The organism is Undibacterium sp. Ji22W (assembly GCF_049340305.1).
In the GTDB taxonomy this organism is placed as follows: Bacteria; Pseudomonadota; Gammaproteobacteria; order Burkholderiales; family Burkholderiaceae_D; genus Undibacterium.
The window spans coordinates 702,550-725,557 of record NZ_JBMPOU010000002.1; the positions used below are offsets into that span (position 1 = coordinate 702,550).

The following is a 23,008-nucleotide window of genomic DNA, read 5'->3' on the forward strand; positions in this document are numbered from 1 at the left end:
CATAATGGTAGAGTATGAGTATGATCGATAAGATGCGTGTCACACGGGCTGGAATACGCCAATTTATTCTTTCAGGTTGCTTGTTGCTCAGCGCAACCCTGATAACGGGGAATGCCCAGGCATTTAATGAGAAAGCTGCAAGTGGTGACAGTACCGCCTTGCCTATCTCACGCCTAGAACCTTTCGTCGTGAACCTGACGAGCTTTGATCGCTATCTGCAAACCATTGTTAGTTTGCAACTAACGAATGCGGAAGCGGCTGAAAAAATTAAACAGCTCACGCCTATCGTGCGCCATGTCATTATCATGGCACTGAGTGCCAAGGAATCGACCGATATGTTGACTACGGCTGGAAAGAAGCTCCTGATTGATGAACTGCGCGAAAAGCTCAACAAAGCTTTAACGCAATGGGATAAAGAAATGGTGTCCGATGTCTTCTTTGAAAACTTCGTCGTACAATAATCGCGACATCCCCCATCATCGGTCTCTATGTATCAACTCAAATCGGCAGTCGCTGCTGAAATCGAAATAAAAAAAAGTCGCTTTCTTGGTCAGCTTTATCCGATTTTTAGCCGCAACGAAGCACAAACTCTACTCAGTCAAATTCGCGCCCAACATCCAAATGCAGTGCACGTTTGTTGGGTCTTATTGTGCGAGGGTGACTCCGGCTTAGATGATGATGGCGAGCCTTCTGGCACTGCCGCTAAGCCCATGTACAACGTGCTGGTACATAAAGAATTGTTCAATGTGTTGGCAGTGGTAGTGCGCTATTGGGGCGGCACCAAGCTAGGTGCAGGTGGATTAACCCGCGCTTACGGTCAGGCGATTTCAGATGCGTTTAAGAATGCAGAATTAATCGCCATTGAAGTATTGAGTGAAATCCAATTAGCGGCTAACTTCGCTGATGAATCGCAATTACGACGCGTATGCGATCATTATCAGGCGAGTATTTTGCAAGTCGACTATGCGGACCGAGCAATATTAACGATCAAACTCAAAGCCAATCAAGTCGATGCCTTTTACCAAGAAGCCTTCAATCTATTACGTGGCAATTTGGAACGGCTGTCGGAAGAATAATTTCCATCAGAGCAGCACGGCGATTTGCAAGGTCGCCAACTCAGTCGGGCTAGCTTTAAAACCCGTCTTCGCATAACGCTGCCAACGTCCGAGCACAAAAGTCGTCAACAAATTCGCGCGCATCGCCACTTCCGATTCTGGGACTTGTCCTTGTGCACCCGCTTGTCTGAGTGCCTGTTTGTAAGCGAGTTCAATTCTGTCCATCAATTGATTAATACGTAGTTGTAAGCGGTCATCTTCATGCACTAAAGCATCTCCAATTAACACTCGGGTCATGCCCGGATTGCGCTCAGCAAAACTCAATAACATCAAGGTGATTCCCTGCGCTTGCTGCAAGCCGTCTTTATGTTGTTGGCTGATTTGATTAATCAGGCCAAACACGGTTGTTTCAATGAATTCGATCAAGCCTTCAAACATCTGCGCCTTGCTGGCAAAGTGACGATATAAAGTCGCTTCTGACACATCGATTTTAGCGGCCAATGCTGCCGTGGTAATTTTTTCGCCCTTAGGGTTTTCTAACATGCCTGCTAAGGCCTGTAAGATCTGGAGCTTACGCTCGCCGGGTTTCGTGATAGACATAGCTTGAAAGTAATTGGTGAAGACTAAGAAATGTGCAACTGACGTAAGCGTCGCGGCAAGTCGAACACTGATTTTACTGTGATATCGGCGCTGGCAGAAATACTTTTCTGTTGCACGTGTTGTCCGTGCCCCGTCACCATCACCGTGCGTATGCCTAATTGTTTAGCAGCGATGATATTGGCCACGCTATCTTCCACCAAAATACATTGACTGGGGTGCCAGCCATGTTGCGCTAACAGCCTGCGCAGATAGGGCTTGCTGGGTTTAGGGTGAGATTTGCCATGCACGCGCATGTTTTCTATGGAGATATGCGCAGCAAAATGGCGATGAATTTGAAAGTGCCTGATGGCTTGTTGTGAATAGCTTTGCGGGGCATTGGTGAACAAGATTTTTTTGCCGGGTAATAGCGCAAGTATTTTCGACAATCCGCGTTCTCGTCTGAGCAGATCTGGTAAGTGATCGAACTTGTGCGCTTCACGCAGGAAGTCTTTTTCATTCACACCATGGTGGATGACCATGCCTTTTAGCGTGGCGCCGTAACGTTTCAGGTAACTGATTCTTAGTTGGTTGACGGTTTCTGGGTCTGAAGGATGATTGGCCTCTGCTAAGACTTGGGTCATATAGCGGGTCATGTTGTTGGCTATGCTGGGGAAGACTGCTGCGCTGGCGTTGTGTAGGGTGTTGTCTAGGTCGAATAGCCAGATGGTTTGTTTTGCTTGCATTTCGCTTTGGCTTTACGTTTTGAGCAAAGCTCATCGTTCACAGGTCGGGGGTGGCCCGACAGCCAGTTACCTTTTTTGCTTCGCCAAAAAAGGTAACCCAAAAAAGGCGACCGCACTATCGCTGCCCTTCGGGTTCCCAATTGTGCGAAACAAAAAATGGGAAAGCTTCGAAACTCGCTTCGCTCAAACAACGAAGCTTTCTCTTTCCATTTTCCGTATCGCACAATTGGCATCGCTAGAAGCGGAAAGCTCAAGGTCTCGAACGTCGACAGTAAAACGTGATGTCAAATTAATTCAAAAGAATCTTCAAACTAAACATCGCTTTCATATTTTTCACGCATTTCAAAATATGTGCGCTTACAATGTTCGAAGTATGCCCTCTCATCTTCTGCTCTCGTTTCAGCCTCCTGACCACGGATTATAGGGTCTGCCAAATTAACTTCCACAATCTCAATGGTAACTCTATCGCCCAACGCCAAATTATTATCTTCCAACCAAACTAAATGTTCATCTTGAACACCATCAAAACGTGCTGTCAATCCTCCGAGACGAAAGGAAAAATCCTTTGTATCATCACGTCCGCGTGAGTTAGTCGCACTACCTAATTTTCCAGAACAAGATAATATCGCACTCAAAACACCAAGATCCTCCGTCCCACCAACTATTGGAGTCCTTTCGTTGACCTGAACTTTAAGTGCGTACATTTCTCATCCCTAATAATGATTTTCAATGACTACGAATCATCGTACCAAAAGCTTGCTCCGTTAAAATCTCAAGTAGCAAAGAATGCGGAATGCGGCCATCGATAATGTGGACCGTATTCACACCTGATTTTGCGGCATCTAAGGCGGAAGAAATCTTCGGTAACATGCCGCCGGAGATCGTGCCGTCTGCGAACATTTCGTCGATTTCTCTGGCGGATAGGTCTGTTACCAAGTTGCCTTGTTTGTCTAAGACGCCAGGGATATTTGTCATCATGATCAGCTTTTCGGCTTTCAGAATTTCGGCGATTTTGCCTGCTACCAAGTCGGCATTAATGTTGTAGGCTTGGCCGTCTTCGCCGAAACCGATAGGGGAAATAATCGGGATGAAGGCATCGTCTTGCAGGGCTTTAACGACCGCTGGATTGATCGCGTCGATTTCGCCGACGAAACCGATGTCTAAGAATTCACCAGGGTTTTCGCGGTCTGGCATTTTCATTTTACGGGCGCGGATTAAGCCGCCGTCTTTGCCTGTTAACCCGACCGCTTGACCGCCGTAATGATTGATCAGCATGACGATATCTTGTTGCACTTCACCGCCCAACACCCACTCCACCACTTCCATGGTTTCTTCGTCGGTGATGCGCATGCCTTGGACGAAAGTGCCTTGTTTGCCGACTTTTTTCAGGGCGTTGTCGATTTGTGGACCACCACCATGGACAACAACTGGGTTCATACCCACCAATTTGAGCAAAATGACGTCGCGTGCGAAGCCGTGTTTTAAACGTTCTTCGGTCATCGCGTTACCGCCGTATTTCACGACGATGGTTTTACCGTGAAATTTACGGATATACGGTAATGCCTCTGCCAAAATCTCCGCTTTAATTTCAGGTTCTACCCCAGCTAAGCGATCGGGTGTTTCGTCGAGAGTGTTTGTCGTAATGCTCATATTAAGGTTATCCTATGAAGTATCGAGATCTTAGCCTGAATTTTACAGGCAAAAGCGATGCCCGTTAAAACCTGATTAGGTATTTTTATTTATGTCCCACATTGCGGAATTGCATCAACAGCTTGAGATCATGCGCCCAGCCTTGCAGCGTTTTGCTCTGCTGCAGCTGAGAAATGCTGTACATGCTGACGATGCCGTGCAAGAAACCTTGCTGGCGGTGCTGGAAAAGCCCGATAGTTTCAGCGGCAAATCCAGTCTGCGAACGTATGTTATTGGCATTTTAAAATTCAAAATCATTGATTTTCTCCGTGCAGGGAATCGTGAAGCGCAGTTCGCCGATTTTGCCGGTGAAGACCAATCCGATGACGATGTTGTCGATCATTTATTTAATGCGAATGGGCATACGATAGAAGTCGCTAGCGCTTGGGGTGCACCGGAGGCGAGTCTGCAGCAGCAAGATTTTTTCAAAACTTTAGAAATTTGCTTGGAAAAATTGCCGCCACAAACGGCCCGTGTTTTCATGATGCGTGAGTGGCTGGAATTATCCACCGAAGAAATTTGTAAGGAATTGGCTCTGAGTACGTCTAATCTATGGGTTCTGCTCTATCGTGCGCGCTTACGTTTGCGTGAATGCCTGGAACTCAATTGGTTTGCCCATACACCTGCTGCGAAATAGCATCTTTACCAGAGTTTTCTTATGCGTATCTTTTATACCTGCAAGCAGGCCCACCAAAAACTCTCCGAAAACTTAGATCGTGAGTTGAGCCTAACGGAACGTACTCAATTGAAAATTCATTTGAGTATGTGTCGTTCTTGTACTAACTTTGGCACGCAAATGCGCACCATACGGATAGCAATGCAAGAAATGGCGAAAGGCAAGTCTTCAGACCAGCATGAGCCTTGAATTATGGCTTAGAAAGCGGCGATGTCACTGAGTTGAACCGCTAAAAGAACCACAGTGAAAAACACAATGTGTCTGATTCAGTTACCATAGCACCTTTCAGCATCACTTCTCGCACGAAATCTTGCTTTTGGCGTTCGCGCCGACTGGACAAATAATGCCAACTGACTCCAAATTTCAAGCTGTTCCTACGATCCCTGTCTCACAGCGTATCCGTGAGCGTATCGTCAACGCTAAGGTTCGTTACCACGCGAATGACAATATCGCCGATTTCATCGAGCCAGGCGAACTCGATCTGCTGTTGGCCGAGGTCGAAGGCAAACTACGTGGCGTATTGGAGAGCTTAGTCATCGATACCGCCAGCGACCACAATACTTTGGATACTGGGCGCCGTGTCGCCAAAATGTATCTGAACGAAATCTTCAAAGGTCGTTACTTGCCTATGCCGCCGGTCACGGAATTTCCGAATGCGTCGCACCTGAACGAATTAATGATCATCGGCCCAATTACGGTGCGCTCAGCCTGCTCGCATCATCTATGCCCGATCATCGGTAAGGTCTGGATTGGTGTGATGCCGAACGAACATTCGAATCTGATCGGCTTGTCGAAATACGCCCGCATTGCCGACTGGATCATGAGTCGCCCGCAAATTCAGGAGGAAGCGGTCGTGCAACTCGCAGACGCCTTGCAAGAAAAGATGCAACCCGATGGATTAGCGGTAGTTATGGAGGCCGATCACTTCTGCATGCATTGGCGTGGCGTGAAAGATATGGATTCAAAAATGATCAATAGCGTGATGCATGGATCATTTTTAAAAGATCCAAATTTACGTCGTGAGTTTTTATCGCTGATTAAGAAATAATTTGGGAAGTAACTTAAGAAATAACGCTAGCCACAATTTCAACCGTGATAGGAAAACCAGCATGTTAGTCCGTCTTTTATACGCGAGCCGTGCCATCGATGGCAATTTAAGTGAGACCGTACAAAACATCATGCAACAATCGCGCGATCATAATCCGCAGCATGGAATTACTGGCATTCTCTGTCACAGCGATCAAGTATTTATGCAAGTTTTAGAAGGCGGGCGCGAAGCGATTAATACGCTGTATGGTCACATCTTGCGCGACCCACGCCACACCGATGTGATCCTTTTAGATTACGAAGAGATCAGCCAACGCCGCTATGCTGGTTGGACCATGGGGCAAGCCAACCTAGGCAAAATTAATCCGTCCATTTTATTAAAATACTCGGCACTTCCTGAACTTAATCCACACAGAATGTCAGGGAAAATGTCGTTGGCTTTGATCGAAGAGTTAATGGCAACCGCAGCGATTGTAGGGCGAGCCTAGTTAATACTTTCTTAGTGTTACGAAGTGGGTATCGATGCGTAGCTGGCACTCACTACTTCTGGTATCGGTGCATCTAATGCTGCGCAAACACTGCGCAATAAATCGGCACCAGCGATACTTATTTTCTCTCCACTAGCCTTGAGCATCAAGCGAACCAAAAATGGTTTCGCCAAGGGTGCTAATTGCTGGAATTTGTCGAGCGCCTGCTTCACGTCAAAGTAATCTACCGCTGCCCGAGGTACAAACCGTGCAGCGCCCAAACCGAGATCAGGCATGTTGTTCAAGGCCGTCTGAAAGGCTTGCTCTGCCTGCTCCGCCGCAAATTCTGTCGTTGCCATTAATGAGATCAGCAAGGCAGTTTCTGCGGACAATTGATGCAGCCCTGCATATTTGACTTTCACATCACGACCCGCTTGCGAACTCAAGCGTCGCTGCAACAAAGTTTGCACGACAAATTCCGCCTGCGTCACCACCTGATCCGCGGCGATCAGACGCGCTGCTATACCCAATAATTGTTGGGCCTGCTCCGCACTTAATAATTTCAACGCTGGCATGGCTAAATCCAAGACAGGCAAACGCATGCTTGCCGACATCGTTTCCGTCAACTCATGCAACAAGGTCACGAGCGCACATTGTGGAGCGACCGCTTGACGTAAGATATCGAGTTGAATTTGAAAATTGGCGGCATCACTACGATCCAGTAATAAAGCATAGACCAAGGCGCTAGCCGCTTTGGGGTCACGCGCAGCTTGTACAATTTCAGCAGGAATACTTACCGCCATCTTGTTGGTCGCGGCAGCAGGTAACTGGTTTGCTAAGGGTGTTTCAACCGACGGCGTTGCAGCCTGATAGCCGAACTCTGGATGAAAGCTAGAAGTAGAAACCGCAATGGCGGACGGCAGCTGCGCCCTCGGTGAGGCTGGAGCAAAGCCTGAGGCAGCGACGCCCATTACAGGAAGGTGATCCACTTCTGCCGGTAATTCACTGGCATCCAGCAGCTCCACATTACGACCATACAAACGTTGTAGGCGCGTCTCTATGGGCGGATGGGTAGCAAATAAACCAGACAATAAATTGGGCCGCGCCGCGCCTAAGAACATGTGCGATAACTGTTCAGCATTCGGATTATTAATCCGCGAACCACATTTGTTTTTCCGCGTTAATCCACCAATTTTGCGCAGAGCACCGCCTATCCCATCCGGATTGCGGGTAAATTGTACGGCGCTGGCGTCGGCTAAAAATTCACGCTGACGCGATACTGCTGATTTAATCAAACGTCCGAAAAATATACCGATGTAACCAATCACGAACAAGGCTACACCAAACACGATCATCATCAATTGTAAGGATGGGCCTTTTTCATCACGGCTACGGGAGCCACCCATGCGGGCACCCCATTCCATCAAATGCTGACCAAAACTGGCCAGCATTTGGATACCAAACAAAACGCCGATCAGTTTCACATTCATGCGCATATCGCCATTTAAAATGTGACTGAATTCGTGGCCGATCACACCTTGCAATTCATCTCGGCTTAAGCGCGATAAAGTGCCGCGTGTGACTGCCACCACCGCTTCATTCTGATGATAACCTGCGGCAAACGCATTAATCGCATCTTCTTCATCCATCACATAGACACGCGGACAAGCGATACCTGAGGCTAATGCCATTTCTTCCACGATATTCAAAAGACGACGTTCCTGAATATCGCGCGAGTCGGGTTGCACCAAACGCCCTCCTGCCATCTGCGCCACGGCATCACCACCATCTTTTAGGCGCGCCATTTCGAACAAAGTACCACCGACGATAAACAAAAGCGTCACGGCAGTATTCGTAAAAAAGAAACCGCGTGGATAGGTGAAAGTCCCCGCCGCGTGCAGGCCTTTTGACCATAACCATAGCAAAGCTAAAGTAGCATTGACTGCCAGCACGATTGCGATCACGGCCAGCACAAACAGGAAGAGTAATTTCTTACTTTCGCGATGTGCTTGCGCCTGATGTTCAAAGAAGTTCATGGGTGCATACTTAAGCTGTGCGAATTAAGCAGTGAAGAAGAGATTCAGTAGCGTCAGAACGAAACTTTGACGGCTTTGCGTTCTTCCGGTGCCTCGGTCGCTTCCAATAATTCGGCTGTTTTAAAGCCAAACATACCGGCAAAAATATTGCCCGGAAATTGCTCGCACGCCGTGTTGTATTGCATCACACTGTCGTTATACGCTTGACGAGCAAATGAAATTTTATTTTCTGTGCTGGTCAATTCTTCTGTTAATTGCAGCATGTTTTCATTCGCTTTCAGATCTGGATACGATTCTGATAACGCAAACATTTTTCCTAGAGACGAAGCTAAAGCGCCTTCGGCATTCGACAACTGATGCACTGCAGCCGCGTTCGCTGGATCAGCCGCCACTTGCGCATTGGCTGTGACTGCCTGATTGCGCGCTGCGATCACTGCTTCCAGAGTTTCGCGCTCGTGCTTCATATAACCTTTGGCAACTTCCACCAAATTCGGAATCAAATCGTAGCGACGTTTAAGCTGCACGTCGATTTGTGCAAATCCATTTTTAAAACGATTACGAAAACTCACCAGATTGTTATAGGTACTAATGGCCCAAAAAATCAGCGCGCCAACGATAAGTAAAAAAATAATAAATCCCATATCATTCTCCTGAAAAAAAGAGCTGCAAATCGTAACTCTGCAGCTCTATAGTTTTTTTGCTTACTTAGATTCCTCGTTCAAATCCACTTTGTTTGGGGTTGCCAGCATGGTTTTCAACTCATCTTCAGTGATGTATTCAAACACCTTGACCACTTTACGCACACCGTTCACCCCTGCCGCTACACGTGCCGCTAAGTCGCCTTCACGATGCGTCACGCGTCCCATCAAGAAGACCGTACCACCTTCCGTGATGACTTTAAATGCGCTGCGATAGAGATCTTTAGTGTCAACCAAAGAAGCAATCACTTTTGTGGTAATCACCGTATCCGATGAGCGTGCCGAGAAATTCGACAAGCCCGAAACCAGTATTTCGTTTTGTACATTCATAACGCCCTGCACTGCGCGCACTTCTTTCTCAGCTGCGGCACGTGCTTCGTTATCTGCAACTTCGCCAGTCAATAAAGCCACCCGATTAAAACTATTTACATTGACGTGCGCGGCATCGCCCAAAACACGTTTAATCGCGAGCTCACCTTTCAACACGATGGCTTTATCTTCGGTTTGAGCGCCGAAAGTGCGTCTGTCAGTGGCCGCTAACGTTCCCATCACCGCACTGCCAACCACAACTGCCACACAGCCTTGCAGACTCACTAGCGCCGCGCAAGATAAACTCGCTACCAAAAACGGTCGCGCCAGACTTTTTACTACCGGATTCCAAAAAGATTTATTCATCCGAACTGTCTCCAAAATCGCCTCCAAATAAAGCGGCATCAATGCCGTCACACATACAGTGTATCGTTAATAAATGAACTTCCTGAATCCGTGCGGTTCTGTCATGTGGAACACAAATGTGCACGTCTGCTTCAGTCAGCCTGTTGTTCATTTCGCCGCCGCCTTTGCCTGTCAAGGCAATGACCCGCATATCACGCTCAAGTGCAGCGTCAACTGCATTCAAAACGCCTTGTGAATTTCCTGAGGTCGTAATCGCCAATAAAATATCACCAGCCTGCCCGAAAGCTTGCACCTGCTTGGAGAACACTTCCTGAAAGCTGTAGTCGTTCGCAATCGCCGTCATAATCGAGCTATCGGTAGTCAGTGCGAGTGCAGGTAAAGGCAAACGCTCACGTTCAAAACGTCCAACCAATTCTGCAGCGAAGTGCTGGCAATCCGCTGCAGATCCACCATTTCCACAGGCAAGAATCTTATTTCCATTTGATAAAGCAGTGAACATCAGCTCGATCGCCTGCTCGATAGGCTCGGCGAGTAATTCAGCCGATATCATTTTCAGTTCTGCACTTTCTTGAAAGTGCGAAAGTATGCGTGGATTTTTCATAGTGGGGCGATTATAGGGGAGTCCAGATCAAGTAGGTATCTGATTTTCAGGTAAAAGAAGGATTTTATTACCGTCAACGCTGACAATAGCGATGTTTCAGCGCATTTTAGTGACAATTTCGAGTGTTTATTTTAACTCAGCCTGAAATTACATTCTTTAACCAGATCAGTTGTTCACCCTCAAACGCCACCAAATCGAAACGGCAGGCCGGCAAGGGCTTAATACTCTGCAAATACACTTGAGCGGCGTGGATAAGGCGCTTTTGTTTGCTGGCGGTCACGCTAGCGACAGCACCGCCGAATTGTCGCGAACTGCGCTTGCGCACTTCGACAAATACTAGATGTTTACCATCACGCATGATCAAATCAATCTCGCCACCTTTGCACAAGAAACTTCTTTGTACTAATTGCAAACCCTGCGTTTGCAAATGCAACAAAGCTTGCTGCTCGGCGGCGTCGCCCGTTCTTTGTTTACTGGTACGAATAGACGCCAGTCGTCGTGCTAACCAATTTGATTCTGTCATAGCGTACAATCTTTGTTACGAACAATATGGAAATAGTCCCATGAGCCAAGACCACGATGCTGCTTTCAATCCTGCGGCCTTATTTGAAGCGGTGAAACAGCAAAGCTATCCTAACGCGACTCTGTACATAGTAGCAACACCGATTGGCAATAGTGCGGATATTTCATTGCGCGCTTTGCATCTGTTGAACATCGTCGATGCAGTCGCGTGTGAAGATACCCGCAATACCGCGCAATTATTAACGCGCTATGGCCTCCATAAACCCTTAATCGCTGCACATCAGCATAATGAACACGAAGTCGCCGCGAAACTGATACAGCGTTTACAAGCAGGTGAACGCATCGCCCTGGTATCCGATGCGGGCACGCCAGCGGTGTCCGATCCGGGTGCGATTATTGTCGATGCGGTACGTGCCGCTGGTTTGCGTGTCTCGCCGCTACCTGGTGCATCAGCGGCGATTAGTGCTTTATCTGCCAGCGGTTTAGTGAATGATCAATTCTATTTTGTCGGCTTCTTGCCTGCCAAAGCCGGTCAACGCGAGAGCGTATTGCAAGGATTAACTCAAATCCCCGCAAGTTTAATTTTTTATGAAGCACCACACCGGATACTCGAATCTTGCCAGGCTTTATTGCACGTTTTTGGGAGCGAACGGCGGATCGTATTTGCGCGTGAATTGAGTAAGCTGTTTGAAGAAATTCATCGCTGCACTTTAGGCGAAGCCGCGCATTGGCTGGCGCAAGATAGTCACAGAGAAAAAGGCGAATATGTTGTGATTGTCGAAGGAGCCAATCCTGATCAGGCGGACGACGATCTTGAAGCGAAACGCATTTTGACTATTTTGCTCACAGAATTGTCAGTGAAGCAGGCCTCAGCATTGGCGGCGCAGATCACCGGTCAAAAAAAGAACGCGCTGTATCAAATGGCCTTAGAAATGAAAGAGCGAGCGTAAGAGTAAGCAATCAACGCTGAATCACAATTGGTTTGGCGCTGCCGACGGCAAGCTCTTGCGCCGCACGCTGAGCGGTATCTCGCTGTGTATACGGGCCGCTTTGCAGGCGATACAGATTACCTTGCTGCACAATTTCTAAATTGATTTCAGCTCCAGCACCGTCACGACTTTCTCGGTTTTGCAGTACTTGTTTTAGCTGTGCCATGCTCGCTTCTGCATTGGCGCGAATCGCAAACGCGGCGAACTGCAAGTAGAAATTAGTTCCGCTCGATCCTGCACTAGTTTCACTACTGTTTTGCGATTTGGTCTCCACTTTTACCGTTTGCTCAGGCGCTGCCACTGGTCGTGTTTCGGTAGGCATTCTACGTTCTTGCGCAGCGATCATGGTTTCCAGCGTCACGCCATCTTTGTCTGCAGTTGCAGCCGGCGTTTTACTCACACTGATGGCGCGACTTGCTGACGAATTCTGAGCGACTTGATTTTGACTGTTCTCCGCCATTCTAGCGATATCTTCCGGCAGCAAACGTTCAAGTTCTACTTCGCTGCTTCCCTTTCCTAGGTAACCCAATTTCAAAGCAGCAGTGTAGGATAGATCCATAATACGGCTGGAGTGAAAAGGTCCCCTGTCATTGATCCGAACAATAATTTGCTTGCCGTTACTCAAATTAGTCACGCGTGCATACGAAGGTATCGGCAGCAGCGGATGCGCGGCAGTCATTTTATACATGTCATACGGCTCGCCGGAGGAGGTTCGCTTGCCATGAAATTTTTTGCCATACCAACTGGCGACACCGCGTTGCTTATACGGTGTGGTGCTGTCGTTAATTGGTGTGTATTCTTTACCGAAAACTTTGTAGGGTTTGTTGCCTGTGCGCGAATACGGTTCGACTACGGGAATAGGATCCACCGTCGATTCCAAACCTTCGGGAATATCGTCACCGGGACCATCATCCTGATAATAACCACCGCGCCCTGAATTCGCTTTCGGCAAAGCGGGCAGAGTGCTGACACCAGGCTTAGGCGTGGACGCAGTATTGTTTGCATTCACTGGCTTACTCGCTTCTTTCGCCGCGGGCGCAACCTTGACTGGCGTCGAACAAGCTGCCAATAACAAGATGGCGGCAATGGCTGCGCTCTGGCTTAAGTAGGATAAGCTACGTTGGATAGTCATTATTTCTAAGCCTTAGGATTTCATCAATTTACGATGATATTGCACGCTCATCAAAATACCCGCGCCCATCCCCAGCGTGACCATCGCGGTGCCACCGAAACTCATAAATGGTAAGGGCACCCCGACCACTGGCAAGATCCCAATTACCATACCCATGTTCACGAAGGCATAAGTGAAATAAATCATGGTTACAGCGCCTGCCATCAAACGTGAAAACAGGGTCGGCGCATTCGCCGAAATCATCAAGCCACGAACCACAACCAAAAAGTAAAGCACCACTAAAAACACCGCACCGACAAATCCGAATTCTTCCAAGTAAACCGCGGAGATAAAATCCGTCGTGTGTTCAGGGATAAATTCAAGATGTGATTGGGTTCCGTTCTGCCAACCTTTTCCGGTCAAACCGCCAGAACCGACTGCAATCATCGATTGAATAATGTGAAAACCTTTACCCAACGCATCCACCGTGGGATCAAACATAATCTCCACCCGATGACGCTGGTAATCGTGCAATAAGAATTGCCAGACCAACGGCAGACTAGCGAGCCCTAATATCACCAAAACACCGAGCAAACGCCACGATAATCCTGCGAAAAAGATCACCGAAAATCCAGCCACAAAAACCAAAATAGTGGTTCCCAGATCGGGCTGTTTCGCAATCAAGCCCGCGGGAATCGCTAATATCACCGTCGCGATACCGAAGTCTTTCCAACGCAAGGCACCTTCGCGCTTTTGAAAATACCAAGCCAGCATCAACGGTAGGGCGATTTTTAAAATTTCTGAAGGCTGCACGACGGTGCCAACATTGAGCCAGCGCCGCGCCCCTTTTTTCACTAATCCAAACATCGCTACCGCGACCAATAGTGCGATACCGAAGGTGTACAAAGGCACGGCAAAGCGCATCAAGGTTTGGGGCGGAATATTGGCGACAAACCACATCACAAAAAAAGCGATCACGATGTTGCGCAAATGATGTTCTAAGCGTCCGGGGAAATCCATACCCGCCGAATACATCGTGACGATACCGGTCGACATAATCAAAAATAAAAGTATCGACAAAGGTGCATCGAACACCAGAAAGAAGGAGCGTATGCGCTGCCAGTAGACCGCTTTATTGTCCATCTTATTTTTTCACCTTAGCAGCTTGAACCGGATCTGGCATCGATTCTAAAGTTTTTGCCGGAGTTTTCGCTGGCGTGCTCTTAGGCGCCACTCTTGAACTAAGTTTTGGCGTATTGCTGGCCGGACCAATTGGCATAGTCGCAGGCGCATTTGCTGGCGGATTTGTTGGGGCTTGTTGCGTCGACATCGCTTTCACAAGGTCTTCTTCGTTTTGTATCGCCGGATCAATTATTTCTGTATCGTCACTGACTTTAGCAGCTACAGGCGCAGCTGCTTTGTCATTTGGACGCTTACCCAACAAATAATAGTCCATTGCCTTTCGCACGATCGGTGCAGCAGATTCCGCACCATAACCACCATTTTCAACAATAATCGCGATGGCAATTTTTGGTTTATCTAGCGGTGCAAAAGCGATATACCATGAGTGATCACGAAACCGTTGATTGGCATGTTTTGTACCGTGTTTTTCGGTTTTTTTCATCGCTACGACCTGCGCTGTACCTGTCTTACCACCCGACTGATATTCTGCACCAGCAAAAGCACGTGCGCCCGTTCCTTCGCGCACCACACCGCCCATGGCGTTTTTGATGAATTCCACATTTTCAGGCTTCAACTGAATCCGGTTACTTTCTTTTGGGACTGTCAAGGTTCTGATTTTAGATTGTGGGTCCTCCACCATTTTCACCAAATGTGGTTTCATGACGATGCCATTGTTGACTAAGGTCGCCGTGGCATGCGCCATTTGCAAAGGTGTGAACGTGTTTTGACCTTGTCCGATACCCAGAGAAATTGTATCGCCTGGAATCCAGCGTTGATTGATGGTTTTTTTGAAGGCTGTACGCTTCCATTCGGTGGAAGGCAATAGACCTTTGCGTTCATTGTCTAGATCAATGCCGGTGATCTGCCCCATCCCAAATTGCGCCATGAAATCATGCATGGCATCGACGCCGAGGTCATTCGCAAGTTGGTAAAAATACGTATCGCAAGATAAGGCAACGGCTCGATACATGTCGACCAAGCCATGGCCACCAACTCGATCATCACGGAAAATTTTATTGCCATACGCGAAATAGCCAGGATCAGAAATTGCCTGCGTCATCGTACGTTTACCCAGCTCCAAGGCAGCTAATGCCATAAAAGGTTTGTAGGTAGAGCCAGGTGGATAAGCGCCGCTTAGGGGACGATTTAATAGTGGAATATCTTCGGACGTATTCAACTCATTCCAGCTTTGCTGATCGATGCCCTCCACAAACAGATTCGGATCAAAAGTTGGCATGGATACGAAGGACAGCACATCGCCAGTCTCAGGTTCGATTGCCACCAAGGCACCACGTCGGTCACCGAATGCTTGCTCAATGACTTTCTGCAATTCTATATCGACCGACAAGATCAGGTTTTTGCCTGAGCTTGGTAAATTGTGCGACAGGGTTCGTACCGGACGTCCACCCGCCGACACTTCAACTTCTTCAAAGCCGGTATTACCGTGTAAGAGCTTTTCATAGCTCTTTTCCAGACCTTCCTTACCGATGTAATTAGTGCCTTTGTAATTCGGCGCGTCATCGCTATCTTCAATTAATTCTGCGTCATGTTTATTGATGCGACCGATATAACCAATGACATGTGAAGCCACATCACCAAGTGGATATTGACGGAATAAACGTGCCTGCACATCGACGCCAGGAAAACGAAATCGCTGTGCCGTAAAGCGGGCGACTTCTTCATCGGACAAGCGGGTGCGGATCGGCAAACTGCCAAAACTTTTCGATTCTTCCATCAGCTTACGCAAGCGCTTCCGATGCTTGGGTTGGATATCAACCAGCAACGCTAACTCATCGATCAATGCGTCTAGATCTTGGGTAATTTTGGAAGGCGTAATTTCTAAGGTGTAGGCAGAATAATTACGCGCCAAAATCACGCCATTCCTATCCATAATCAAACCGCGATTCGGCACGATAGGCACAACTGAAATCCGGTTTTCATTTGCCTTCGTCGCATACGATTCATGCTTAACGATCTGCAGCCAGATAAAACGCCCAATCAAGACGCTAAAACAAACTAAGGCGACAATACCGACGACTAACAAGCGCACCCGAAATAGATACAGCTCACGCTCAGTATTTTTTAACTCCGTCATACTCGCTCCGCTCTAAGGTTAAATAGGACGCGTATTGTCTTTATCGACAGGGCGACGTTGCGGAGCCAAAAGTAACCAAGAAGCGACTGGCCAAAGTGCAGTGGTCACTGCGCATTCAAGAAAAAATGTCCAGCCAGGAAAATGCGAATCTGAAGACAACAAGCGCACGGTTAACTGAATCAACTGCACACCCAAGAATAAGGGAAATACTTGCAAGCTCTGCACCAGCGGTGGAAACCACAAAACACGACGGTGAATGGAGATCGCAAAATACGACAGCAGCGTGAATGCCAAGGCGTTTTCACCCAGAAAAACGGCATCATGCACGTCCATCAATAAGCCCATCGTAAACGCCACGCCGATCCCAACTTTGCGTGGTTGATGGATACTCCAAAACACCAATACTAAAGCGACAAAATCAGGGATACCGACACGTGCGCCCCAAGGGAACAAGTTCAACATAAATGCCACCACCAAACTCAAGGTGATAAATAAGGAATTGGCGGGCAATAAAATATAGTGAGGACGGTTCATTTTTTATCCTCTTTCGTTGGACTGGCAGCGGTGCTCTGCACTTCGGTTTTGGGAACTGCAGTTGTGGCTGCTTTAGTTGCTGCATTATTGGCTGCATTATTGGCTGCATTAGCAGTCGTATTATTGGTTGCTGGCGAAGTTGAAGGCAGAGCATCGGCGGCCGCAGGCACGGCTTCCTTACTCAGGTTCTTATCGCCATCCTTAACAGAGTCGCGGGTCATACGACGATTTATTTTTTCTTTCTTAGTGCGCTCTTCTTCTGATTCAGGCGGTGCCAGTTGACTAGTTTCTACCAATAAGATCAGCAATTGTTTATGTTGTTCAATACCGGCGATTGGCGTACACAAAACAACTTCAAAAGTAGTCGATGCTTTGCTTTCAACCTGGGCCACTTTCGCGACTTGTAAGCCAGCTGGATAAATGCCATCCAGACCCGACGTCACTAAAATATCGCCTAATTTGATGTCTGCATTGCTGGTCACACGCATATCCAGATACGCTGAACGACCACGCCCCGTAATCACGCTGCGCATCCCGCTGCGCTCTACCTGCACCGGAATCGCCTGATTTTTGTCGGTTAGCAAAGTTACTTCGGAAGTCAGCGGAAATACTCGCGTCACTTGGCCGATCACGCCACGCTCATCGATCACCGGCTGACCGAGCGCAACACCTTGTTGCATACCTTTGTTGAGGATAATTTTGCGCACATATTCGTCGCGGGCGTCATACAAAATCTCCGTCAGCAAAGACTTGCCTGGCGTACGCTCTTTCAACTCCATCAAACGACGCAAGTGTGCGTTTTCAGTTTGCAGCAATGTGCTTCTTTGCAGCATCTGCGTCTGCAAAATTTGTTGCTGTTTCAGGTCGCTTAATTCTTTTTGCAGGCTCACGGTCGAAGCAAAATAATTGCCTACGCCTTTCACCGCGTCACGCGGCATCAGCACGAGCATTTGCAAAGGATAAAGTGCCGTAGCAACGACTTGGCGTACGCGTACCAAGGAATTGATACGTGAATCGACGACCAATAATGCGATCGCGAAAACTGCGAAGAACACCACTTTAACGCGCGCTGAAGCGCCCTGTTTAAAAAGTGGAGGTGGACTATGTTGCATAGGTTGACGCCAGCGAGCAAGCAATAAAACTTAAAAAAAGATCTGGCATTCTACCTCTGCCAGATCTGACTTTACACTGTGAGTACGGTAATTTCATTACATCACCGCACTACGCACAAACAATACACAAACTATTCGTAGGAAAACAAAGAGCCCAATTTATCCATACGTTCGAGTGCCATGCCAGAACCGCGTACGACGCAGGTCAGAGGCTCTTCTGCCACCAACACTGGCAAGCCAGTTTCTTCCATCAACAGACGATCCAGATCACGCAATAAAGCGCCGCCGCCAGTCAACATCATGCCTTTTTCAGCAATATCGGCACCGAGCTCTGGTGGGGTCTGTTCCAAAGCGTTCTTCACCGCGGATACGATATTGTTCAATGGGTCGGTCAAGGCTTCCAAAATTTCATTACTTGAAATTGTGAATGAGCGTGGAATACCTTCGGATAAGTTACGACCTTTGACTTCCATTTCCTTAATCTCAGATCCGGGGAAAGCAGAACCGATAGTTTTCTTGATCGCTTCAGCCGTTTGCTCACCGATCAGCATGCCGTAGTTACGGCGAATGTAGTTGACAATCGCTTCGTCAAACTTATCGCCGCCAACGCGCACAGACCCTTTGTACACCATACCACCGAGAGAAATCACGCCAACTTCCGTAGTGCCACCGCCGATATCGACGACCATGGAACCGGTCGCATCAGACACGGGCAAGCCCGCACCAATCGCGGCTGCCATTGGCTCTTCAATCAAATATACCTGAGAAGCGCCCGCACCTAAGGCAGATTCACGAATCGCACGGCGTTCCACCTGCGTCGAGCCGCAAGGAACGCAAATGATAATGCGCGGAGATGGTTTGAATAATTTAGTGTCATGCACCATGCGGATAAATTGCTTGAGCATTTGCTCAGTCACGGTAAAGTCTGCAATCACGCCGTCTTTCATCGGGCGAATCGCTTCGATATTACCTGGCACTTTACCCAACATTTGCTTCGCTTCTTTACCCACGGCTTGGATCGTTTTCTTGCCGTTTGGACCACCTTCTTGACGAATCGCGACGACGGAAGGTTCATCTAATACGATGCCCTGACCACGAACATAAATGAGCGTATTGGCTGTACCGAGATCGATTGCCAAATCATTACTACGAAAAAAACCAAACATGTAAATTCCTGTGTATTCTGTATTATCGATATGGTGCCGACGTAATGCCGACATGTGCAGCAGCTTTGCTACACGAAAATTTGTTACTCTTTTTGCTGCAAAGGGCGAGAAAAGCGTCGTATTTTCATGAGAAACACGGCGAAAAACAGGCTCAGCCGGAACGAAAATAAGATTTTTTAAATGAACTTAGCAACAAAAGAGCGAAAATCACAAAGCTCATTCGCATTAAGTACCCCATTTAGCATCTCTTACACCTCAACACCAAAATCACCAGATCCATTAACAAACTCGACATCTTCGGCGATTTTAAGAGTATTAACCCGACATTCTACCTTATAATCCTAGAAATCATAGGTAATCCACCAAATAGAATTTGCACTTAATTCGCGATGAATTTGCACTTCTTTCGGTTTTTTTTATGAGATCTTAAAAGCATAAAAAAAGTGCAAGTAAACGCCAAACTATGCACTCGTTTTACTAGCAATTTCTTATCATTAACATCATTCTGGCGCGCCCAAGGGCGCTGTAAACCATGTCATTAGAACTCAACGATGTAAAACGTATCGCCAATCTGGCACGACTAGAATTATCTGAAGCTGAAGCCGCAAGCACACTAGAGAAGCTCAATGGCTTTTTCTCAATCGCCGAACAATTAAAGGCGGTCGACACCACGGGCGTGGCACCTTTGAGCCACCCGATTGCAACTGTGATGCCAGAAATCTGCCTGCGGTTGCGTGAAGATAAAGTCACCGAAAGCAATCATCGTGAAGAATATCAACAGGTTGCACCCGCGACCCAAGACGGCCTCTATCTGGTACCAAAAGTCATAGAGTAGAGCGCCCCATCACCAGCCAACACGAGCAATTTTATGCGTGCCCGCCGCCGCTTATGCAAAAGTTATGCAATAGCCCGGCAGGCATGACGCAACGACATCAAGAATACGCTGAGAAAATCCATGCATACGCACTCATTGAAACAACTCTCCGCTTTACTGCAAAGTAAGCAAGTCTCCGCTACTGAATTAGCGACACATTACTTGAACCGTATTGAAACTAGTCATCTGAATGCTTTCACTCATGTCGATCGCACTCTGACATTGGCACAAGCTGCCATCGCGGATCAACGATTGGCGCAAGGTGATGTAAGCGCGCTAACTGGCGTTCCCATCGCTCACAAAGATATTTTTGTGACCCGTGACTGGCGCTCCACTGCTGGTTCTCGTATGTTAGAAAATTATGTCAGCCCATTTAATGCGACCGTCGTTGAATTATTCAATCAAGCAGGCACTGTCACTTTAGGCAAACTTAATTGCGATGAATTTGCAATGGGCTCAGGCAATGAAAATTCTTATTTTGGCGCGGTCAAAAATCCTTGGGATATCACTGCCGTTCCAGGTGGCTCGTCCGGTGGTTCCGCTGCTGCAATTGCGGCACGTTTAGCGCCCGCAGCGACCGGCACTGATACTGGCGGCTCAATACGCCAACCCGCCGCCTTCTGCGGCGTGACGGGTATCAAGCCCACTTACGGCAGCGTCTCGCGCTTCGGCATGATCGCCTTTGCTTCTTCGCTCGATCAAGGTGGCCCGATTGCCCAGACTGCAGAAGATTGCAGTTGGCTCTTAAACACAATGACGGGTTTTGACGAAAAAGATTCCACCAGCGTGCAGCGCGACAAAGAAGATTTTTCGCGCGACTTGAATCAAGATATCAAAGGCTTGCGCATCGGTGTCCCGCGTGAATTTTTCGGCGAAGGGCTCGCCAAAGATGTGGAACAAGCAGTCCGCGCGGCCTTGGCAGAATACGAAAAAATGGGCGCCATCTTAGTCGATATTTCTCTGCCTAAAACGGAATTATCGATTCCCGTGTATTACATCATTGCACCGGCCGAAGCATCATCTAATTTGAGTCGTTTTGATGGCGTGCGCTACGGTCACCGCGCAGCAGAATACAAAGACTTAAACGATATGTATCGCAAGACGCGCACCGAAGGTTTTGGTGATGAAGTGAAGCGCCGCATTTTGACTGGTGCTTACGTTTTATCGCACGGCTACTACGATGCCTACTACTTACAAGCGCAAAAAATCCGTCGTTTAATCGCGCAAGATTTTCAAGCTGCGTTTGAACAATGTGATGTGATTATGGGCCCTGTTGCACCGACCGTCGCATGGGATCTTGGTGATAAATCAGATGATCCTGTGGCGAATTACTTAGCCGACATTTTCACTTTATCGACCAGCTTAGCGGGCTTACCCGGCATGTCGATTCCATGTGGTTTTGGTCAAGGTGAAAAGAATAGTAAGCGCCCGGTTGGTTTGCAGATTATTGGTAATTATTTTGCGGAAGCGAAATTGCTCAATGTCGCACACCAGTTCCAACAAGCGACGGATTGGCATACTAAGGCACCGGAGTAATCGATGAGGAATGCAGTTGAAGATTGATTATTGTCTTCTCTGAATCGACCTCACTCTCTCCCGCGAACTGGAGAGGAAATTTCAAACATAGCTAGGCCAATAAAGAATTACTAAAGGATTCATTATGCAATGGGAAGTCGTTATCGGTTTTGAAACGCATGCACAGCTCAAAACCAACTCTAAAATTTTCAGCGGTTCGTCCATACAATTTGGTGCAGAACCCAATACGCAAGCCAGCCCTGTTGACTTGGCTTTACCTGGCGTATTGCCAGTGATGAATAAAGGCGCGGTAGAAAAAGCCATACAGTTTGGGTTAGCCGTTGGTGCCACGATCGCACCAGAATCCATCTTCGCGCGCAAAAATTATTTCTACCCTGATTTGCCTAAGGGCTATCAAATCAGTCAATTTGAAATCCCGGTGGTGCAAGGTGGCACGGTCACCTGCGTGGTCGAAAAGGATGGCAAATCCGAAGTCAAAGTCATTGAACTCACACGCGCGCATCTGGAAGAAGATGCAGGTAAATCTCTGCACGAGGACTATCAAGGCATGACCGGCATCGATCTCAATCGTGCTGGCACACCGCTGCTAGAAATCGTGACTGAACCCGTCATGCGCAGCGCGGCCGAAGCGGTTGCGTATGCCAAAGCACTTCATTCGTTAGTGATGTGGCTGGACATTTGCGATGGCAATATGCAGGAAGGTTCCTTCCGTTGCGACGCCAATGTTTCTGTGCGTCCGGTCGGTCAAAAAGAATTCGGCACACGTTGCGAAATTAAGAATTTGAACTCCTTCCGCTTCCTCGAAGAGGCGATCAATATCGAAGTACGTCGTCAAATCGAACTCATCGAAGACGGCGGCACGGTAGTGCAAGAAACTCGCCTCTACGATCCAGATCGCAAAGAAACGCGCTCTATGCGCAGCAAAGAAGATTCGCAAGATTATCGTTATTTTCCTGATCCGGATTTGCCGCCCTTACGCATCAGCCGCGAATGGGTAGAGCAAGTCCGCAGCACCATGCCTGAATTGCCAACGGCGATGCGTGAACGCTTTATCGCGCAATACGGATTATCCGACTATGACGCAATGATCGTCACGCAATCGAAAGCGATGGCGACGTACTTTGAAGCAGCAATCGCCGCCTCTCCTGCTGGTGACAAGCCCGCACAGGCAAAACAAATTGCCAACTGGTTGATGGGCGACGTCTCCTCGACACTGAATCGCGAAGGCATGGACATTACCAGCATTCCGGTCAATGCGGCACAACTCGCTTTGCTATTGCAACGCATCGCCGATGGCACGATCTCCAACAAGATCGCGAAAGAAGTCTTCGCCGCTATGTGGCAAACACCAACGACTGATGTCAATTTGGCAGACCAAGTGATCGATGCCAAAGGCCTCAAACAAATTTCTGATGTCGGTGCATTGGAAAAAATTATCGACGAAGTGATGGCCGCGAATCAGCAATCGGTCGACGAATATCGCGCAGGTAAAGAAAAGGCTTTTAATGCGCTCGTTGGTCAGGCAATGAAGGCGACCAAGGGCAAAGGCAATCCTGCACAGGTCAATGAGTTATTGAAGAAGAAATTGACTGCGTAAAAAAAACGGGACTCATGAATAATA

General features: G+C 47.9%; 25 protein-coding genes. 10 read left to right on the forward strand and 15 right to left on the reverse strand.

The window, feature by feature from the left end; all coding sequences use genetic code 11:
• Window positions 1–20: 20 nt before the first annotated feature.
• A complete protein-coding gene (locus ACO0KW_RS09875; RefSeq protein WP_423052907.1) occupies window positions 21–461 on the forward strand; it encodes a flagellar basal body-associated FliL family protein in 441 nt (146 codons plus the stop codon).
• 27 nt (window positions 462–488) lie between these two features.
• Window positions 489–1,076: an IMPACT family protein gene (locus ACO0KW_RS09880; protein WP_423052908.1), complete on the forward strand. Its 588-nt coding sequence runs from the start codon at window positions 489–491 to the stop codon at window positions 1,074–1,076.
• Between the two features lie 6 nt (window positions 1,077–1,082).
• On the opposite strand, the gene slmA is transcribed toward ACO0KW_RS09880, so the two are convergent.
• The 4 genes from slmA to argB form a co-directional block, all read right to left on the reverse strand.
• Window positions 1,083–1,655, reverse strand: coding sequence for a nucleoid occlusion factor SlmA (gene slmA, locus ACO0KW_RS09885; RefSeq protein WP_423052909.1), 573 nt, complete (start codon window positions 1,653–1,655; stop codon window positions 1,083–1,085).
• A gap of 23 nt (window positions 1,656–1,678) precedes the next feature.
• Window positions 1,679–2,377, reverse strand: coding sequence for a pyrimidine 5'-nucleotidase (locus ACO0KW_RS09890; protein WP_423052910.1), 699 nt, complete (start codon window positions 2,375–2,377; stop codon window positions 1,679–1,681).
• Window positions 2,378–2,688: 311 nt separating this feature from the next.
• Window positions 2,689–3,081: a hypothetical protein gene (locus tag ACO0KW_RS09895; protein ID WP_423052911.1), complete on the reverse strand. Its 393-nt coding sequence runs from the start codon at window positions 3,079–3,081 to the stop codon at window positions 2,689–2,691.
• A gap of 22 nt (window positions 3,082–3,103) precedes the next feature.
• The gene (gene argB / locus ACO0KW_RS09900) at window positions 3,104–4,027 is read right to left on the reverse strand and encodes an acetylglutamate kinase (protein WP_186941068.1); all 924 of its coding nucleotides are present in this window, start codon (window positions 4,025–4,027) and stop codon (window positions 3,104–3,106) included.
• 91 nt (window positions 4,028–4,118) lie between these two features.
• Between argB and ACO0KW_RS09905 the strand changes: the two genes are divergently transcribed.
• From ACO0KW_RS09905 to ACO0KW_RS09920, 4 genes are all read left to right on the forward strand, one after another.
• On the forward strand, window positions 4,119–4,703 hold the full coding sequence (locus tag ACO0KW_RS09905; protein WP_423052912.1) for a sigma-70 family RNA polymerase sigma factor: 585 nt from the start codon (window positions 4,119–4,121) through the stop codon (window positions 4,701–4,703).
• Window positions 4,704–4,724: 21 nt separating this feature from the next.
• A complete protein-coding gene (locus tag ACO0KW_RS09910; RefSeq protein WP_423052913.1) occupies window positions 4,725–4,931 on the forward strand; it encodes a zf-HC2 domain-containing protein in 207 nt (68 codons plus the stop codon).
• A 154-nt stretch (window positions 4,932–5,085) separates the two neighbouring features.
• Window positions 5,086–5,790 (forward strand): GTP cyclohydrolase I, encoded by a 705-nt coding sequence (gene folE, locus ACO0KW_RS09915; protein ID WP_423052914.1) that lies wholly within the window; start codon window positions 5,086–5,088, stop codon window positions 5,788–5,790.
• A gap of 61 nt (window positions 5,791–5,851) precedes the next feature.
• Window positions 5,852–6,277 (forward strand): BLUF domain-containing protein, encoded by a 426-nt coding sequence (locus tag ACO0KW_RS09920; protein ID WP_423052915.1) that lies wholly within the window; start codon window positions 5,852–5,854, stop codon window positions 6,275–6,277.
• Window positions 6,278–6,294: 17 nt separating this feature from the next.
• Here the strand turns inward: ACO0KW_RS09920 and ACO0KW_RS09925 are convergent, their stop codons facing one another.
• The 5 genes from ACO0KW_RS09925 to ACO0KW_RS09945 form a co-directional block, all read right to left on the reverse strand.
• Window positions 6,295–8,292, reverse strand: coding sequence for a M48 family metallopeptidase (locus ACO0KW_RS09925; protein WP_423052916.1), 1,998 nt, complete (start codon window positions 8,290–8,292; stop codon window positions 6,295–6,297).
• 53 nt (window positions 8,293–8,345) lie between these two features.
• A complete protein-coding gene (locus ACO0KW_RS09930) occupies window positions 8,346–8,933 on the reverse strand; it encodes a LemA family protein (RefSeq protein ID WP_423052917.1) in 588 nt (195 codons plus the stop codon).
• A 60-nt stretch (window positions 8,934–8,993) separates the two neighbouring features.
• A complete protein-coding gene (locus ACO0KW_RS09935) occupies window positions 8,994–9,665 on the reverse strand; it encodes a BON domain-containing protein (RefSeq protein WP_423052918.1) in 672 nt (223 codons plus the stop codon).
• Window positions 9,658–10,266: a phosphoheptose isomerase gene (locus tag ACO0KW_RS09940; RefSeq protein ID WP_423052919.1), complete on the reverse strand. Its 609-nt coding sequence runs from the start codon at window positions 10,264–10,266 to the stop codon at window positions 9,658–9,660. Before ACO0KW_RS09940 ends, ACO0KW_RS09935 begins: the two co-directional genes overlap by 8 nt.
• A 136-nt stretch (window positions 10,267–10,402) precedes the next feature.
• Window positions 10,403–10,789 carry a YraN family protein gene (locus ACO0KW_RS09945; protein WP_423052920.1) on the reverse strand — a complete coding sequence of 129 codons (387 nt, stop codon included), beginning with the start codon at window positions 10,787–10,789 and terminating at the stop codon, window positions 10,403–10,405.
• A 40-nt stretch (window positions 10,790–10,829) separates the two neighbouring features.
• Between ACO0KW_RS09945 and rsmI the strand changes: the two genes are divergently transcribed.
• A complete protein-coding gene (rsmI, locus tag ACO0KW_RS09950; RefSeq protein WP_423052921.1) occupies window positions 10,830–11,738 on the forward strand; it encodes a 16S rRNA (cytidine(1402)-2'-O)-methyltransferase in 909 nt (302 codons plus the stop codon).
• A 10-nt stretch (window positions 11,739–11,748) separates the two neighbouring features.
• On the opposite strand, the gene ACO0KW_RS09955 is transcribed toward rsmI, so the two are convergent.
• The 6 genes from ACO0KW_RS09955 to ACO0KW_RS09980 form a co-directional block, all read right to left on the reverse strand.
• Window positions 11,749–12,909 carry a septal ring lytic transglycosylase RlpA family protein gene (locus ACO0KW_RS09955; RefSeq protein WP_423052922.1) on the reverse strand — a complete coding sequence of 387 codons (1,161 nt, stop codon included), beginning with the start codon at window positions 12,907–12,909 and terminating at the stop codon, window positions 11,749–11,751.
• A gap of 12 nt (window positions 12,910–12,921) precedes the next feature.
• Window positions 12,922–14,031, reverse strand: coding sequence for a rod shape-determining protein RodA (gene rodA / locus ACO0KW_RS09960; protein ID WP_423052923.1), 1,110 nt, complete (start codon window positions 14,029–14,031; stop codon window positions 12,922–12,924).
• A 1-nt stretch (window position 14,032) separates the two neighbouring features.
• A complete protein-coding gene (mrdA, locus tag ACO0KW_RS09965) occupies window positions 14,033–16,165 on the reverse strand; it encodes a penicillin-binding protein 2 (RefSeq protein ID WP_423052924.1) in 2,133 nt (710 codons plus the stop codon).
• Between the two features lie 18 nt (window positions 16,166–16,183).
• Window positions 16,184–16,699 (reverse strand): rod shape-determining protein MreD, encoded by a 516-nt coding sequence (gene mreD, locus ACO0KW_RS09970; protein ID WP_423052925.1) that lies wholly within the window; start codon window positions 16,697–16,699, stop codon window positions 16,184–16,186.
• Window positions 16,696–17,811: a rod shape-determining protein MreC gene (gene mreC, locus ACO0KW_RS09975; RefSeq protein ID WP_423052926.1), complete on the reverse strand. Its 1,116-nt coding sequence runs from the start codon at window positions 17,809–17,811 to the stop codon at window positions 16,696–16,698. The genes mreD and mreC overlap by 4 nt, the downstream gene beginning before the upstream one ends.
• A 131-nt stretch (window positions 17,812–17,942) precedes the next feature.
• Window positions 17,943–18,977 carry a rod shape-determining protein gene (locus ACO0KW_RS09980; RefSeq protein ID WP_186941084.1) on the reverse strand — a complete coding sequence of 345 codons (1,035 nt, stop codon included), beginning with the start codon at window positions 18,975–18,977 and terminating at the stop codon, window positions 17,943–17,945.
• A 532-nt stretch (window positions 18,978–19,509) separates the two neighbouring features.
• Here ACO0KW_RS09980 and gatC point away from each other — a divergent pair.
• The 3 genes from gatC (at window position 19,510) to gatB (ending at window position 22,984) form a co-directional block, all read left to right on the forward strand.
• On the forward strand, window positions 19,510–19,812 hold the full coding sequence (gatC, locus tag ACO0KW_RS09985; protein ID WP_423052927.1) for an Asp-tRNA(Asn)/Glu-tRNA(Gln) amidotransferase subunit GatC: 303 nt from the start codon (window positions 19,510–19,512) through the stop codon (window positions 19,810–19,812).
• Between the two features lie 120 nt (window positions 19,813–19,932).
• A complete protein-coding gene (gene gatA, locus ACO0KW_RS09990) occupies window positions 19,933–21,387 on the forward strand; it encodes an Asp-tRNA(Asn)/Glu-tRNA(Gln) amidotransferase subunit GatA (protein ID WP_423052928.1) in 1,455 nt (484 codons plus the stop codon).
• Between the two features lie 124 nt (window positions 21,388–21,511).
• Window positions 21,512–22,984 (forward strand): Asp-tRNA(Asn)/Glu-tRNA(Gln) amidotransferase subunit GatB, encoded by a 1,473-nt coding sequence (gene gatB / locus ACO0KW_RS09995; protein ID WP_423052929.1) that lies wholly within the window; start codon window positions 21,512–21,514, stop codon window positions 22,982–22,984.
• Window positions 22,985–23,008 lie beyond the last annotated feature (24 nt).